The 17,450-nt window shown below is 43.9% G+C and carries 11 protein-coding genes; 9 read left to right on the top strand and 2 right to left on the bottom strand.

Annotated elements, in window-relative coordinates:
* Window positions 1–53: 53 nt before the first annotated feature.
* Complete coding sequence (locus UE46_RS15655; protein ID WP_118907764.1) at window positions 54–3,419, bottom strand: polysaccharide lyase family 8 super-sandwich domain-containing protein; 3,366 nt, start codon at window positions 3,417–3,419, stop codon at window positions 54–56.
* A 415-nt stretch (window positions 3,420–3,834) separates the two neighbouring features.
* On the opposite strand from UE46_RS15655, the gene UE46_RS15650 reads away from it, so the two are divergent.
* From UE46_RS15650 to UE46_RS15635, 4 genes are all read left to right on the top strand, one after another.
* Window positions 3,835–5,811 (top strand): DHH family phosphoesterase, encoded by a 1,977-nt coding sequence (locus tag UE46_RS15650; protein ID WP_036061485.1) that lies wholly within the window; start codon window positions 3,835–3,837, stop codon window positions 5,809–5,811.
* A gap of 1 nt (window position 5,812) precedes the next feature.
* The gene (gene rplI, locus UE46_RS15645; RefSeq protein ID WP_036061484.1) at window positions 5,813–6,262 is read left to right on the top strand and encodes a 50S ribosomal protein L9; all 450 of its coding nucleotides are present in this window, start codon (window positions 5,813–5,815) and stop codon (window positions 6,260–6,262) included.
* A 187-nt stretch (window positions 6,263–6,449) separates the two neighbouring features.
* Complete coding sequence (gene dnaB, locus UE46_RS15640) at window positions 6,450–7,811, top strand: replicative DNA helicase (RefSeq protein WP_036061483.1); 1,362 nt, start codon at window positions 6,450–6,452, stop codon at window positions 7,809–7,811.
* 219 nt (window positions 7,812–8,030) lie between these two features.
* Entirely contained in the window at window positions 8,031–8,702 is a 672-nt protein-coding gene (locus tag UE46_RS15635) for a Crp/Fnr family transcriptional regulator (protein WP_118907763.1), read from the top strand.
* A gap of 69 nt (window positions 8,703–8,771) precedes the next feature.
* On the opposite strand, the gene UE46_RS15630 is transcribed toward UE46_RS15635, so the two are convergent.
* Window positions 8,772–9,260 carry a GNAT family N-acetyltransferase gene (locus UE46_RS15630; RefSeq protein WP_036061482.1) on the bottom strand — a complete coding sequence of 163 codons (489 nt, stop codon included), beginning with the start codon at window positions 9,258–9,260 and terminating at the stop codon, window positions 8,772–8,774.
* A gap of 223 nt (window positions 9,261–9,483) precedes the next feature.
* On the opposite strand from UE46_RS15630, the gene UE46_RS15625 reads away from it, so the two are divergent.
* The 5 genes from UE46_RS15625 to UE46_RS15605 all read left to right on the top strand — a co-directional run bounded on the left by UE46_RS15625 (window position 9,484) and on the right by UE46_RS15605 (window position 17,449).
* Complete coding sequence (locus UE46_RS15625) at window positions 9,484–12,168, top strand: alpha-mannosidase (RefSeq protein WP_036061481.1); 2,685 nt, start codon at window positions 9,484–9,486, stop codon at window positions 12,166–12,168.
* Window positions 12,165–13,478: a glycoside hydrolase family 125 protein gene (locus UE46_RS15620; protein WP_036061480.1), complete on the top strand. Its 1,314-nt coding sequence runs from the start codon at window positions 12,165–12,167 to the stop codon at window positions 13,476–13,478. The genes UE46_RS15625 and UE46_RS15620 overlap by 4 nt, the downstream gene beginning before the upstream one ends.
* Before the next feature lie 61 nt (window positions 13,479–13,539).
* Window positions 13,540–14,175 (top strand): YesL family protein, encoded by a 636-nt coding sequence (locus UE46_RS15615; RefSeq protein ID WP_036061479.1) that lies wholly within the window; start codon window positions 13,540–13,542, stop codon window positions 14,173–14,175.
* Window positions 14,176–14,199: 24 nt separating this feature from the next.
* Entirely contained in the window at window positions 14,200–15,969 is a 1,770-nt protein-coding gene (locus UE46_RS15610) for a sensor histidine kinase (protein WP_118907762.1), read from the top strand.
* Window positions 15,944–17,449 (top strand): response regulator transcription factor, encoded by a 1,506-nt coding sequence (locus tag UE46_RS15605; RefSeq protein ID WP_036061477.1) that lies wholly within the window; start codon window positions 15,944–15,946, stop codon window positions 17,447–17,449. Before UE46_RS15610 ends, UE46_RS15605 begins: the two co-directional genes overlap by 26 nt.
* Window position 17,450: the final 1 nt, after the last annotated feature.

The raw sequence follows: 17,450 nt of genomic DNA, 5'->3' as shown, positions 1-17,450 counted from the left end.
TTGATCCAAATTATTCTTTTCGATAGTGTTAGTGAAAGTTTAAATCTACACTGTTACTTCACGATAACTTTGACCCGATTTGATTCCACACCAGATGCAACGTAGAAAATGACATATACTTCATCGGACGCTTTGAATTTCCCGTTCGCATAGTATCGATAAGGTGAACCAGCTACACCGATTGGCTGTTGTAGTAATGTTCCGTTGACTTCGAGTGCTATTTTGGCGACCCCACCAGTGTAAGAACCTGTCACGTAGCTGTCTTTACCAACTGTGAAGTCATTTACTATTATTGTATCGGGTTTTGATTGAACGTCCACTTTTACTCGAGTCACTTCAACCCCTGATGAATCATAGCCAACCATGTATACTTCAGTGGCTGTTGATTTGATTAGTTTTGCTGCATAGTATTGATAAGCCGAATTAGATACAGGTATTTTTCCGTTAATAACACCGTCTACTTCTAAGGCTACTCTAAATAGATCTCCGGTATAGGTACCTTGCACATAGCTATCTACGCCAATCGTAAATCCAACGGTGGTTAATGTTGCAGGTGTTGGTTTCACAATAATAGGTATTTCTTTTAGTTGATTGCCCTTCGAGTCGTAGCTAATGAGAGATACTGTATCAGTTACGGATGTGATTTTCCCTTTTGCATAGTATTTAAGTGGGTTAGAAGCAGGTATTTTCCCTATAAGGGCACCGTTTATTTGCAACTCTACCTTAGCTACGTCTCCTGTATAGGCTCCTGTCACATAGCTGTCGCCGATTGTAAAGTTGTCTGCTACCAATGTGGAAGGGATTTCTTCAAAAGTGAACTGGAATGATTCGCCTGTTTTTCCTGATGTATCTACAGTGATATCCCAACTATCACCTACTGATGTCACTGTGCCTTTTTCGGATTGTGAGCTGATTCCATTAAAGGACTCTTTAGGAATGGAAAAGTGGATGGAGTTTGCTGCCATAGAAGGATCAGCTAATGTGATTGTTTTTGTTTGTTTATCTTCTTTAGTGGCATAGCGAATCATGATAGAACCAGATGTGTGGGCCTGGCTGTTAAAATTGTGTTTCGTTGCAGCGGGATAGCCAGCTTCTCCTGGGGCGCGGTAGTTCATGATTGCTAAGTCGTGTTCTTTATCGAGTACGCCTTGAACGGTATTTGTGTTAATGGTTACTACGTCATTATTCATTCCAGGTCCAATTTTATTTGAGTTTAGTTCTGTGTCTGTTTTAGAGACGCCTGGTAAAATGACATACGTATAGAATGCATCTGTTGGATTTACTTTATGAGGAATGGTCAGCCCTGCATAAGTCGCTTTTACTTCTGGTGTTCCTTTTCCAGGCTCATATGCTGATGCTAAGTCCGACCAGCGACCAGTTTGTTCCGCTTTATAGGCGTTAACAGAAGTAGCAGCGTCTGGGAAAATATAGCCGATGCGTTGACTCTCTGTAGCGTTATCCAAGTATGCCCATTTTGCATTTTCGAACGTTTTCGTTGGACTAGATAAAGCTATGTTTTGACCATTGACGCTAAAGTTAGTTGCACCGTCCTGTAGCTGTCGATTTTCAACAATTGTTTGTGTATTTAAATTGTTGTCATTGGTTATATTATTTCCCATAGCTACGATTTTGCCGTCTAAGAAGAACCAAGATTTTTTAGCTGCAAGATTACTTTGAGTTACGTCTTTCATGGTGTAATCCATTGTAGCAGAGCCGTATGTTCCGTCTGAAACCCCACCAGTCCAAGATTCTGTGTTGGCATAAATCGGTGTTTTGTCGGTTTTAAGTACTTTGCGGATACTCAAATCAGTGGTAGTGCCCGGTAAACTGGTCATGCCTACAGTTGGATAATAGTTATTCTTGAAAGCATCATCACCGTTGTAAATGGAAAGTGCGCCAGTTCCAGTATACATACCTAGTGTATTAACTCCGTTTATAGATTCAAAAGAAGAGACGTTTTTTGAGAACATGCTCAGCCCAGCAGCGTACCCTTTTTTTTGATCAATCATTTGGTTTGCTCTGGACATCATGATATTTTTTTGAGCTTCTGGATATGCGCTTGAAATTTCCTCATTATTGAGTAATGCCTTGAATGCTTGGGCTTGCGGTATGGATAAATTTTTATAAAAATTAGGTTTCGAAGAGGCGGTTACTATAGAAGATTTGACTAATCTTTCATAATCGCTTTTATATCTTGTATCTGTATTTGCTTGGCTGACGTGATACATATTATAAAGCATCTCATTTGCCTTGTTTTCAGATGTATAGCTTGATTGAGCAATCTGCCTTCCACGAGTCATATCTAGTGTTTCGTTTTTGTACAAAACTGGTTGATACGTTTTATCTAAGATAGTAAACAAGTTTCCGTATCCAGTAAAGTGGTTAAGACCGCTTGTTCCATCGAATAGCTGAAACATACCAGCGCTGCGAGCCAGTATGTCAGAACCATACCCAGTAGTGTAAGGAATAAAACTGTGCTGAATAAAACTACCATCAGGATAAAAACCATCGATGTTCTTTTTCCCTTCGCCTTTAGCATCAATTAAAAGGGCATACTTCATGATTTTAATCCCTAAATCAGCTTGTACATTCCCTTTGTTGTTGATATTTTCAGAATCAAGAATACCTCGCATGAGTAGAACGAAGCCTTTGTTTACACGATTTGCTCCGAAACCTGCTGTGCGCCCCTTTGGATAAAGCTCATTAGTAGAGTCATAGTTATATACTATTGGTGGCTCCAAACCATCGATCGCGGTCAGATATTTTTGAAGAAGTTGCTTATCTATGTCGTCTCTCATAAATGTAAGCGTATTAACAATGGAAAGCGGTGAAGAAATCTGTTTTTCATACCAAACATCTACACCCAATGCTTCACCGTTCTCTGGAGTAAATACCATAGTGCTGTACCAATTCAAGGCATAAATAATCTGATTTCTTAGCTGGTTACTTTTATAGTACGTATCTTCGGAAGGATCAGGTGTCATGTAAAGTGTTGCCATTTTTTCTATCCGTTCAGCTAATTTTGGCCAATTTTTTGCAGATACTGATGGAGCCAGTACGGTATTATGGTCGCTGTCTATAATCTCATCTTTGATATCATCGAAGAGAAGCGGATTCATATTCTCTTTTTTTGTTATATTTGGATACCTTTCATCAACTGTTAGCTTTGGTTCTGTCCAGTGGCTTAAAATCTCTCTCAAATCACTTTTTTTAGTTTGTAAAATTTTTTCTAGGTCAGGATCGGCCAAACCGTTCTGGAAAATATCTTCACCGATTAGGCTTTTTTCCCAGTTAGCGAGTGAGATATTTTTCTCTTCTTTTGTTTGAGTAAATGGACTTAGTTCGTCGGCAAATGTTGTGTTTGTTCCAGTGAATAGTAAAACCAGAGCTAACATTATCGTGATACAGTATTTTTTCATTTTAATCAACCTTCTCCTTTTTAGTAAATTGGGATTTATTAGTCCAGTTTACAGGGGCAATAAGGCTTGATCAATAACATTTAGCTTGCATATTATACATATTTTAACAAAATACATAACTATGTCACGAAAAAGTAGTAAAACTTTATACCAGCGCTCCTTTGGTGCAAGATCTTGAAGGGCGGGCACAAAACAAACATTGTTACATTTTCGCTTCATAGTAACATTCAAAACCCGATTTATGGTATGATTATGATATTATTATCTTCCTGTTGAATGTGGGATATTATTAAAAAGGGGTACTCAGAACTTTTCGTTTCACATAGCAAAATACATAGCGCACAGAACCTCGTTTAGGAAGATTAGAATCTAGTAATTCCAAGGATAATCTAAGAAAGCAAGGGGGATTTAGCAAATGTCAGGCTTTTTTCAAAAAAGGATGCTAAAATATCCATTGTACGGGCTAATAGCGGTTGTACTTGTCCTGACAGTTGTCACTTTTTACTATAAGTGGTGGTTGGCGGTGCTTTTATTTGTTGCTGTTACATCGCTCGTAATATTGTTATTTTTCATGGAACATCGGTTGAATAAAGAGGTACAGGAATATATTTCGAACTTATCATATCGGATTAAGCGCAGTGAAGGTGAGGCGCTGGTTGAGATGCCGATGGGGATTTTACTATATGATGAGAATTATAATGTAGAGTGGTTTAATCCATTTATGGCAAAGTATTTCGGGCAGGATGATAATATTTTGGGGTCGTCGCTTGCGGATGTTGGACCGGAGTTTTTGACGGTTATTCGCGGGGAAGAGGATCGTGGAATTCAGTCGATTGCTTGGCGGGATCATCGTTTTGACACGATTGTGAAGCGGAAAGAGCGCATCATTTATCTGTATGATCGGACGGAATATTATGATCTGAACAAGCGATTCCAAGCGGATAAATCTGTTTTTGCGATTATTTTTCTGGATAATTATGATGAATGGACGCAGGGAATGGATGACCGGAGACGAAGCGCGCTCAATAACTTGGTGACGTCGATGTTGACGAACTGGGCGAAGGAGCATCGAATTTATTTGAAGCGGATTTCATCGGATCGCTTTATGGCCTTTTTGACGGAGGCGCAGTTGGCTACGTTGGAAGAGGAGAAATTCTTGATTCTGGATCGGATCAGGGAGCGGACGTCGAAGCAGAATATTCCGCTTACGCTTAGTATTGGGATTGGTTACAATGAGGATGATTTGATTGACCTCGCCGATCTTGCGCAGTCTGGGCTAGATTTAGCGCTTGGTCGTGGTGGAGATCAGGTCGTGATTAAGCAGCCAGAAGGACAAGTTCGCTTTTATGGCGGTAAGACGAATCCAATGGAAAAAAGGACACGAGTTCGGGCGCGGGTTATCTCGCAAGCGTTGCAGGAACTCATTACACAGAGTGATCAAGTCTTTGTTATGGGGCATCGCTATCCGGATATGGACGTTGTCGGATCAAGTCTTGGCGTGATGAAAGTCGCAGAAATGAACGATCGGCAAGGTTATGTTGTGGTAGAGCCTGGGAAAATGAGTCCAGATGTGGAGCGTTTGATGCGTGAAATCGAGAAGTATCCTGATGTGATTCGCAATATTATCACACCACAGGCCGCGCTTGATATGATTACGGACAAGAGTTTGCTCGTCGTTGTTGATACGCACAAGCCGTCGATGGTTATCAATCAGGAATTGCTTGAAACCGCGGCGCATGTCGTGGTAGTCGATCATCATCGCCGTTCTGAGGAGTTTGTCGAGAATCCAGTGCTTGTCTACATTGAGCCGTACGCTTCATCGACCGCAGAACTTGTGACGGAGCTTTTTGAGTACCAACCAGCAACCGAAAAAGTCGGCAAGATCGAGGCTACAGCGCTCCTTTCAGGGATTGTAGTTGATACAAAAAACTTTACACTGAGGACAGGATCACGTACTTTTGATGCGGCGAGTTATTTACGCTCACTAGGTGCGGACACCGTTCTTGTTCAGCAATTTTTAAAAGAAGATATTGAGACATTTAGGCAACGTAGTCGTTTGGTGGAGTCGCTCGAAATATATCATGACGGCATGGCGATTGCAACGGGCCACGAAGATGAAGTTTTTGGTACTGTTATTGCAGCGCAGGCGGCGGATACCATGCTTTCGATGGAGAGCGTGCAAGCCTCATTCGTGATTACGCTACGACCTGATAAAATGATCGGGATTAGTGCACGTTCACTCGGCGAAATTAATGTCCAAGTTATTATGGAAAAAATGGGCGGTGGCGGACATTTGTCAAACGCTGCAACCCAGTTAAAAAATACAACCGTAATGGAAGCAAAACAACAACTTTTACAAGCCATCGATGCTTATTGGAAGGGAGAAAACTAAGATGAAAGTTATATTTTTAAAAGACGTAAAAGGCACAGCAAAAAAAGGTGAAATCAAAGAGGTAGCAGAGGGTTACGCGCAAAACTTCCTCATTAAAAAGGGCTTAGCGACAGAAGCGACAAACACGAGTATCAGCGCGCTTGAAGGCCAAAAGAAGAAAACTGAAAAAGAAGCAGCGCAAGAACTCGCAGACGCAAAAGCCCTAAAAGATACCGTTGAGAAATTAACGATTGAACTTAAAACAAAATCAGGCGAAGGCGGCCGACTTTTCGGATCAATCACATCCAAACAAATCGCCCAAGCCCTTGAAAAAGACCACAAAATCAAAGTCGATAAACGCAAAATCGAGCTACCAGAACCAATTCGCGCACTAGGACACACAAAAGTTCCCGTGAAACTACACCACGAAGTAGTAGCAACACTAGACGTACACGTTTCCGAAGAAAAATAAAACCATGAACCACTGATAGAACCATGATTTTCACCGCAAAACTAAGCGGGCGCAGGCAAATGTTCAGATTCTAGGCAAAGCCGAGCACTGGAGCGGAGCGTACTGTGGTACGAGAGCACCGGAGCACAGGCTTTAACGACGAAGATGAGCGTTTGCCTGCGCCCGCGTGATTAGGAGGGGATGGGGAGTGGATTTGCAAGATCGCACACCACCTCAAAATATTGAGGCTGAACAAGCCGTTTTAGGAGCCGTTTTTCTGCAACCAGAAGCGCTGATTACGGCCTCCGAAATTTTAATGCCAGATGACTTTTACAGGCAAGCGCATCAACTTATTTTCGAGGCTATGCTTGAACTGAGCGACCAAGGAAAAGCAGTCGATGTCGTTACTATTTATGAAGCGCTAGCCTCCACTGGCAAAATTGAAGACGTCGGTGGCTTGCCTTATTTGACCGAGTTATCCGGTGCGGTTCCGACCGCGGCCAATTTAGAATACTACGCTCATATTGTGGAAGACAAGGCCTTGCTCCGCCGATTGATTCGGACTGCGACTCAAATCGCGTCGGACAGTTACGCACGTGAGGATGAAGTCGAAACACTGATGGACGAAGCTGAAAAGAACATTTTAGAAGTATCTTCCCGTAAAAACGTTGGAGCTTTTAAAAATATTAAAGATGTCCTCGTCAAAACATATGATGATATCGAGGTTCTCCATAATCGGAAAGGGGATATTACCGGTATTCCGAGTGGATTTAGCGCGCTCGACCATATGACTGCGGGCTTCCAGCGTAACGATTTAATTATCGTTGCTGCCCGACCGTCTGTTGGTAAAACTGCCTTTGCACTGAACATTGCACAAAACGTCGCGACTAAAACCGATGAAAATGTTGCGATTTTTAGTTTGGAAATGGGCGCGGAGCAACTCGTTATGCGGATGCTCTGCGCAGAGGGAAATATCAACGCTCAAAATCTTCGTACGGGTGCTTTAACATCAGATGATTGGCAGAAACTCACCATTGCAATGGGAACATTATCCAATTCTGGAATCTATATCGATGATTCGCCAGGCGTACGCGTGAATGAAATCCGTTCAAAATGTCGTCGTTTACAGCAAGAAGCAGGGCTCGGCATGATCGTAATCGATTACTTACAGTTGATTTCAGGAAGTGGCCGAAATGGCGGCGAAAACCGACAACAAGAAGTTTCCGAAATTTCACGTTCTCTAAAAGCTCTAGCACGTGAACTCAAAATTCCGGTTATCGCGCTATCACAGCTATCACGTAGCGTGGAATCGCGCCAAGATAAGCGTCCAATGATGTCCGATATTCGTGAATCTGGTTCGATCGAGCAAGATGCGGATATCGTTGCCTTCCTTTATCGTGACGATTACTACGATCATGAAAGTGAAAATGATGGCACGATAGAAATTATCATTGCCAAACAGCGTAACGGACCAGTTGGGACAGTCCAACTAGCTTTTGTGAAAGAGTATAATAAATTCGTCAACCTTGAAGTGAGGTTTGATGACTCCCAAGTTCCGCATGGAGCCTAGAATATTGTATATATGCTAAATCTGAAGTACACACAAAAAAACACTTTACTCGAGTAAGAGAGTAAAGTGTTTTTTGTGTGCTTTTTTAATTTTCCTAAAAACTGTAACAAAATCTATGCATTTATGGCTTGTAAACAGGAAATATGTTATTTTTTTGCGTTGAAGGGATGGTATTGTTAGAGTACAGTAGAAATTACAAAGAGAGGGGGGAAGGACAGAATGCGAGAAATGTTAGTTGAATTATATAGTTATCGCATGGTTCATCGTAGGTTCAATTATGATAATTTTTTAAATACACTACTAGAAAATCGGATACCGTATGAAAAAAAAATAGTCCCGAAGCAAACGATTTTAATATCAGAAAAAGAGCCAGATCCGTCTGTTTACTTCATTGAGAGTGGCATTGTATCATTGGAACGTGACAAGCAATTAATTTCTTTTTTAGGGTTAAATCAAATTGCGGGTTTGAGTAATACGTTTATTATTGATGAGAGTCTATATACGTTTAAAACGCTAGAAAAGTGCACGTTGTATGTATTTAAACGAGAGGCCATTATTGAGCTATTGCTTAGTATGCAAGAAGGCTGGATTTATCTATATATGAACCATATGAATCATAACAGCTTCTTAGTGGATAAGTGTTTGATGATGCGCGAGCCTAGTGAGATGAAATTAAAACACTGTTTGGCGGAGTTACTACAAAAATATGCCATTATGCAGGATAATGTATTAGCTCTTCCAAAGTGCTTTACAAAAAAAGTTGTTTCAAACTATGCTAATGTTAGCACAAAAACAATGACTCAGATGTGGAAAACATGGAGTGAATCTGGATTTATTGACGGAGAAGCAAACCAGTTTATATTCTATTCTACTGTTTTTTTGCAGGATTAATAGCATATAAAAAGCGCCTATATCTAAGAAGTTTATGAGACTTCTTAGATATAGGCGCTTTTGGCGTATTTAAATAGGAAACGTCATCGTGTAGTCATCCATGATAAATCCTGATCCAACATCAGTCACAATCTCTTTTTCAACGATGAATCCCATTTTTTTGTAGGCTTCGATGGAGCTGGTATTGTATTTATTGACGTACAAGCGAATTGCCGGCAGGTTATTGTCTTTTGCAAAAGCGGTAACTTGAGCGAAAAGTTGTTTACCAATGCCTTGTTTGTGGTGAGCGGGATCGATGTAGAGTTTGCTCAGAAACAGCTCTGCATCCTTTTGGTAGAATGCTGCGTAGCCAACGAATTCGTCAGATTTATAAGCCATGAGGTAGGTTGTTCCGTTCGCCATTTCGCTATAGATCGCTTCGTCAGATTGGAACTTAGTCAACATGTAGTCGATTTGCTCCTCTGTAATGATCGAAGGGTAGTGTTCATGCCAGATTTGATGCGCGAGTTTGGAAATATGTTGGCTATCTTCTTTTGATTTAGCGGTTTTGATATGCACGTTAAAAACTCCTTTATTTCAGTCTGACATCATCGTAGCATATTGGCGAATTATTGGGAAGTAAGCCGTATTTAAAAGGTAGACAAAACACATAAAAATAGACTTATCATAGTAAAAACGCCAGAGTCATTGATTTTCAAAAAACAGACCGATATACTGAAAATGAAAACGAATACAAAAGGCGACGGAAAACTGTTTTGGATATAGGAGAGGGGCAAAATAAATGAAGAAGACAGCGTACATAATTTCACATTCACATTGGGATCGAGAGTGGTTTTTACCGCTAGAAACGCTGCGTTATCGTTTGGTGACTTTGATCGATGAGACGGCGGATTTATTGGAGAATAAGGACGGATTTGAATTCTTTCATATGGATGGGCAGACGATCATGCTGGAGGATTATTTGGCGGTGAAGCCGGATGCGCGGGCGCGGATGGAACGCTTGGTTCGGGACGGGAAACTGCGAGTGGGTCCTTGGTATATGTTGCAAGATGCGTTTTTGACGAGTAGTGAGGCGAATGTTCGGAACCTCGTATACGGGATGCAGGACGCGGAACGCTTTGGTGCTGTGGAGAAAATCGGCTATTTTCCAGATACGTTTGGGATTTATGGCCAGGCGCCACAACTTGTGAAGCAGGCGGGGATTGATTCGGTGATTTTTGGACGTGGTGTGAAGCCGACTGGATTTAATAATCAGGTTTTTGAGGGCGGTTACACGTCGCCGTTTTCTGAGATGTTTTGGAATGCTCCGGATGGATCGCAGGTTCTTGGGGTTTTACTTGCGAATTGGTATTCGAACGGGAATGAGATCCCGGTGGAGCGCGAGGCTGCGAAGGAGTTTTGGGATAAGAAGTTTGCGGATGTGGAGAGTTATGCTTCAACGGATGCGCTGCTGTTTTTGAACGGTTGCGATCATCAGCCGGTGCAGGTGGATTTGCCGGAGGCGCTGGATGTGGCGCGGGAGTTGTATCCGGATATTGACTTTAAGCATAGTAATTTCACGGAGTATGTGGCGGCGCTTCGGGAGGAGTTGCCAGTCGATGATTTGCAGGTGATCGAGGGCGAGCTTACGAATCAGCGGACGGATGGCTGGTCGACGCTTGTGAATACGGCCTCGTCGCGGATGTATTTGAAGCAAGCGAATCAGCGTGTGCAGCAGTTACTTGAGAAGCAGGTGGAGCCGATTGCGGTGATAGCGACGCGGGTTGGGACGGCGTATCCGGAGGAATATCTGAAGTTTACATGGAAATTACTGATGGAAAATCAGATTCATGATAGTATCACGGGATGTAGTTTGGACGCGGTTCACAAGGAGATGGAGACGCGGTTTATGAGGGCGGAGCAAGCGGCGCGCGCGATTCTGGACGATAAGGTGGCGCGGATTGTGAAGCAGGTGAATACGACGGCAAAATTTGATCGGGAGGCTGTGCCGATTGTGGCATTCCATACGTCGGGTTATACGGCGACGCGGGTCGTGACGGTGGATGTGGAGCTGGATCGGACGTACTTTGCGGAGATGCCGTTTGAGGAGATTCCGGCTTATTTGGATGGTTTGCCGAGTGTGACGTTGGAAATTCGTGATGGAGACGGGAATTTGGTGGACGCAGACGTGACGGAGCTTGGGATGCAGTTTGATTATGAGTTGCCAGAGCGAGCTTTCCGCAGACCTTATTTTGCGAGACGCTATCAGGTGAGTTTTGTGGCGGCGGATTTGCCAAGACTCGGATTTGCGACGTATTTTGCAGTGCCAGTTGCGGGTGAAAAAGAGATAATAAGCCTTGAAAATAACGCGAAACACTTGGAAAATCAATTTTTACAGGTGGAAATCGCTGAAAATGGATCATATTCGGTGACTTCGAAGGAAACGGGCCATACTTTTACGGGGCTCGGTGGGTACGTTGATCAGGGCGATATTGGGAATGAATACATGTTCAAGGAAACGGGCGACGAGAAGCGGGTTGGGACGGGAAATTTGATCGCTGAATGTGTCGTTATAAGTGATTCGGCGGTTCGAAAAGTGGTCGAAATAACGCATAAGATGATGTTGCCAGAATCGGCAGACCCAGTTGCTTTTGAGGATGAGAAGGCGCGTGTTGTTTGGCATCCTGGACGGAAGGCGCCACGTTCTGCGGTGCTGAAGGAGTTTGTCGTAACGACGCGTTTGACGCTGGATGCGGACGCAAGGGCTCTGCAGGTGGATGTGAAGATGGAGAATCAGATCGAGGATCACCGCTTACGGGCGATTTTCCCGACTGGAACGAAGCGCGCGACACATTTTAGCGATAGTGTTTTTGAAATTGTTGAACGTCCGAATGAGGTGAGCGAGGAATGGCAAAACCCAAGTAATGATCAGCGGCAGCAAGCGTTTGTGGCGCTCGGAGGCTTGATGGTTGTGAATCGTGGTTTGCCGGAGTACGAAGTTAGCACGGATGGCTCGGAAATTCGCTTGACGTTATTGCGTGCGAACTCGGAAATTGGAGATTGGGGGAACTTCCCGGCCCCTGAGGCACAGTCACTTGGAGAACAAACGGCTCGCTTTTATGTGATGCCATATGTGGAGGAAACGCTAAAAACCGAGGCTGTAAAATGGGCATATGAGTTGCAGATGGATCCGATTGCGGTGCAGGCGATGGGCCAACATGAGGGTGAACTTTCGCCGAGTGAGGATTTTGCTTCATGGGAAGATACGCCAGGACTTGTTTTTTCTAGTTGGAAGCGGGCGACAAGTCAAGATGCGGAAATTTTACGATTTTATAGTGTGGCGGAATCGGTGCGGGAAATGGTGCTTTGGGAAGATATGCGCAAAACGACGATTCTGGAGGAACGAAATATAGACGAAGCGGCGGGAGCCAAATGGTCGGTTGCGCCGAGTGAAATTATAACGTGGAGAAAAGAGGATGAAGCATGACGACGAAAAATGTGCCGAAAAGTTTTCAAAAAATGATCGATCGGGTGGCGGAAGTTTTCCCAGAACATGAAAAATTACAGGAAATGTTTCAGAAATGTTTCTTGAATACGTATACGACAACGCTAACGGAGACAAAAGAAGGATTGCCGTTCGTGATTACGGGAGATATTCCAGCGATGTGGTTGCGCGATTCAACGAGTCAAATTAGACCGTATTTGATGGTGGCGGAAAATGATCCGGAGATGGCGGCGGTGATTGCGGGGCTTGTGAAGCAACAAATGCGTTTTATTCAGCTGGACCCGTATGCGAACGCGTTCAATCAGGAAGCGAATGGGAAAGGTTTTCAGGCAGATAAAACAGAGATGACGCCGCACGTTTGGGAGCGGAAATATGAGATTGATTCGCTGTGTTATCCGATCCAGTTGGGATATTTATTGTGGAAGAGTACAGGAAGTCTCTCGCATTTTGATACAGATTTCCGTCAAGGTGTGGCCGCGATTCTGGATGTTTGGAAAACGGAGCAGCATCACGAAACCGAGTCGCCGTATTCATTTGAACGCATGGATGTGCGCCAATCAGACACGCTGAATCGTGATGGGAAAGGGACAGAAGTCGCGTATACAGGCATGACGTGGAGTGGCTTCCGACCGAGCGATGACGCTTGTTTATATGGTTATCTCGTACCGAGCAATATGTTCGCCGTCACAGTTCTTGGCTATCTAGAAGAAATCAATGCGGCGTGTTGGGAAGATGCGACACTTGCGACACAAATCGGCACGCTCAAAACTGAAATCGAGCAAGGCATCCAAACGCACGCGGTTCAAAATCATCCCTATTATGGCGATATGTACGCGTACGAAGTCGATGGCACAGGCCGCAAAAATTTCATGGATGACGCGAATGTTCCAAGCTTACTCGCAGCGCCGTATCTAGGTTATGGCGATTTCGATGATCCAAAATATTTAGCAACGCGGAAATTCATTTTAAGTCGGGAAAATTCTTTTTACGTGGAGGGAAGTCAGCTTACAGGAATCGGCAGCCCGCACACGCCAGACCATTACGTTTGGCCGATCGCGCTTAGCGTTCAGGGAATGACAGCTACGAATTTGCCTGAGAAATTAGCGATTCTAGACATGCTAGTTGAGGCAGACGGTGATACTGGTTTCATGCACGAAGGCGTCAACGCAAGCAATCATCATGAATATACGCGCGAATGGTTCGCCTGGTCGAATGCCATGTTCAGCGAGTTCGTTCTGAGCCTATGCGGCGTCTGCGTGAAAGGTTCCCCGCTAGCTAAAAATATCAAATAAAAAATATCACGAAGAGTGCGCCGATTTGGCTCGCTCTTTCGTTGTAGGAGATGGACAGACAATGGATAAAGTAGAAAAAATGGATAAATTCTTCGTCGCAAGTCAGTGGTTAATTCGCTTCGTTTGGGCCAATATTATCTGGATGTTCCTTACCGTTCTAGGACTTGGAATATTCGGCTTCATGCCAGCAACCGCGGCTCTTTTTACCGTCACAAGAAAATGGTCGCAAAAAGATATCGATATCGCGATTTGGCCAACCGCTTGGAAGGCATATAAAAAAGCCTTTTTCGAGACTAATATAGCGGGACTTTGTTTTGCAGCAGTCCTCGTCTTTTTATACATCGACTTGCGGATCGTTTTTGCAACGATGAACGGCTTACTATCAACGGCACTATACTTCTTCTTGTTTTTCCTGGTCGCGATGACATTACTCGCACTCGTGAACTATTTTTCCGTGTACGCGCATTTCATTTATCCATTACGCGGCTATATTATCCAATCATTCTTACTCGCTTTCACCAGCTGGAAAACGTCGCTATTACTCATCGCAGGCTTCGGTGTGGCTGTTTATTTGATCGCACAAGTACCAGCGCTAATCCTCTTTATTTCAGGCGTTTTGCCAGCCTATTGGGTGATGAAAGTAAATCTGATTCGTTTTCAGAAAATGCAAGCAAAAATGTCGGTGCAAACAGAGTAAACTATGGCATAATGGGGTCTGGGGGTGTTTTATGAAGTGGGCAAAAACAAGCTAAAACGACGTATTTTTCAGCGTATGTTACTCATTTTTTCGCTAACATCTTTGTTTACCGTGGGGTTATTGCTTTTCTTTATTTCAAGATACTACACGAATATCAAAGTCGATGCGGTGTTACAAGAAACGAAAGCGGTTTCAGAGGCGCAACTCGTTGCAGTAGATCGGAAAGAAGCGGCGCTGGTCGGGATGACGCAGGAGATTTACAAGAATAGCGATCTGATGAATGACGTCCAAATTGCGATGACGCACGATTATGCCGAATATGTGAAGCGGAATATCGATAATTACTATGCTCAACAAGGGTTTTACAGCGTGGATTTACAAAGTTTTCTCCGTTCTTATTTTACATATGATGACGACGTGATTGCGGTACAGCTTGTGTCGGCGGACAAGGAGTTCACCTACACTTTTCCAACGAATTATGGTAAATGGCAACCAATCTACGAAAAATATGGCGAGAAAAAATTACTACAAACGGTATCGCGTAAGGAAAATGTTTTCAAATTGGATGAGAGTCTTGTGTTCAAGCAGGTTATTAATGATCCGAGTACGCTGCAACCACTTGGGACTGTGTTGATGTATACCGACAAGGACTTTCTTAGTAAACTGATTCCAAAGACGAAAGAAGCGACCACGTTTGCCATTATGAATAGCGCGAACGAGAGTATTTATAGTAACCATCCGTTGCCAGACTTAACCACATCAGACCTCGAGCAAGGGTATAAATCAGGTAGCGGCTACATCGAGCAGGTCGAGCAAAAAGCATCGGGAGTTTCAGGACAGATCATCGTTCCAGAGAGCCAGATCGGCGGTATCCCCGTGTTGCAATGGATCTTGTTCGGCGTCGGCGTACTTCTCGTCATCATCTCGATCGCGATCAATTTTTTCATCAGCAAACGGTATTCCAAGCGTATCGAAGTCATTATCGACGGCATGGATCAGATGGAAAAAGGCGAACTGAAGGCCAAACTTCCTGTCGATGAACGCGAAGATGAACTGACGCTAATCAGTCAAAGTTTCAACAAGATGGGTGCCAGTTTGAACGATTACATTAAGCAGGTGTATACGCTTGAAATCGAGGAGCAAAAAGCGCAATTAAAGGCGCTGCAAGGTCAAGTTGAGCCGCATTTTTTGTATAATTCATTGGAGGCAATTCGGATGAACGCGAGGCTTGAGGGCGCGAAGGTGACGAGCAACATGATCTATCACCTGTCCACGTTACTCCGCTACACGGCCGACAATATCGAGATGGTGACGCTCGCCGATGAGGTCAATTACGTCCGCCAATACCTACAATTCATGGAACTCCGCTACCAACAAGAAGTTCCATTTTTCCTAGAAGTCGAGGAACCAATACTTGAACACCCTTTCTTGAAATTCACACTACAACCACTCGTTGAAAACTTCTTCAAGTACGCGCGTCATGAGGATAAACGAACGAGTTTAACATTCAGTGCTAAGCGCGATGGCGACGTACTTGAAGTGAGGATGCGCGACGATGGGCTGGGTATTACGAATGATAAAATGCATCAGATAGAGCGCGATTTAGCGGATGAAAAGGGAGAACCAGGCCGAATTGGTCTTGTGAATATTCATCGCCGAATTCAGCTTTATTTTGGGGAACAATACGGGCTTGCGATTACGAGCATAGAAGGCGAAGGCACCGAAGTGATTCTGCGAGTTCCGTACACATCTGAGGGGAGGAAAAACTATGTTGAAAATGCTTTTAGTAGATGATGAACCGCTGATAGTACAAGGATTGCGGGCTGTGATACAGGAGTTTGATGAGGATATAGAGATTATTGGTACGGCGAAAAATGGGATGGAGGCGCTAACGCACTTCGCGAACGAGCCGTGTGACCTCGTGATTACGGATATTAAGATGCCGAAAATGGACGGATTACAGTTGATTGAAGCGTGGAAAAAGGAACAACCGGAGACGAAATTCATCGTGTTATCGGGATTCCAAGAATTCGAGTACGTGAAACGGGGACTTGCGATTGGGATTGAGAATTATTTGTTAAAACCGCTGAACGAGACGGAATTAATCGAGACGATCACGCAAATTAAGGAAAAAGTAGAAGCTGATTTTCAGCCGACGGGCGATGATGCGGCGTACTATATTTTGCGAGATAACGCGTTGTGGCGCTGGTTGAATAACCGAATTGGGATGGAGGATTGGAAGGAACGGATGGCGTTATACAAAATGCCGCTTGCGACGGAAATGAGGACGGCGCTCATATGGATTCAGCCGATGTATGAGCAGGTAGACCGGACGGCAGACGGTTGGCACAAGTTACAACGCCAGTTACGCGCGGAATATCCGTTCATGTTGCTGAACCCAGAAGAAGAGCTGCTCATTGGTTTGATGGCCGAAGATGAAGCAGGAATTGCAGAGCAGATCACGACGGTATACGAAGAAATCGGCGCGCTTATTGGCGTAGAACAGTGCTTCTTTCTCATGAGTGAAGTTGGAACCGGGACCGCCTATTTTCCAAAAGCATTCCGAGGACTCGAACAGCTACTACAAGAACGGCTCGTCTCCTCTCCCGGCACACTTATTTCAGCAGATAAAATTTTACCGCATCGCTGGCGTCCAAATTTCAGCCAACATCAACTAGCGCGAGCCCTCGTTTTGCAAGAAAAAGAAAAGACGCTAACTTGGCTTGATAACTTTTTCATCGAATGGGAATCACATCTTTACGAAAGCGACCCACATCAAGTCATCCGCGTCCTAAGTGAAGTTGCATTAATGATGTCCGAATCTGATCCAGAGCAGCTACTGACCGCGATTCGCAGACTAGATGGCGCAGCAACACCATGCGAACTGAAACAAACAATGCTCGAACTCATCCACCCGTTTTTTGATCGGAAGCAGCACGATGATAATAGCAAAAGCCCGATCATTCAAAAAATCATTTCGTATGTCGCCGAACATTTTAAAGAAGGCATGTCCCTCAAAACGCTCGGCGCCAAATTTCATATTAACGCCGTTTATCTCGGTCAACTTTTTCAAAAAGAAGCTGGCGTTCATTTCACGGATTACCTCAACCAATATCGCGTCAACCATGCCAAAGAAGTTCTGATGACGACCAAACAGCCCGTGACAGCGATCGCCGAAGAATCAGGATACACTGACATGGCCTATTTTTACCGGCAATTCAAGAAATATACAGGATATACGCCGAACGGATTTCGCAAAAAAGAGAAAGTATAGC

The sequence above is a fragment of the Listeria weihenstephanensis genome, from assembly GCF_003534205.1.
Classification (GTDB): Bacteria; Bacillota; Bacilli; order Lactobacillales; family Listeriaceae; genus Listeria_A; species Listeria_A weihenstephanensis.
This window is presented reverse-complemented; position numbering and strand designations above follow the sequence as displayed.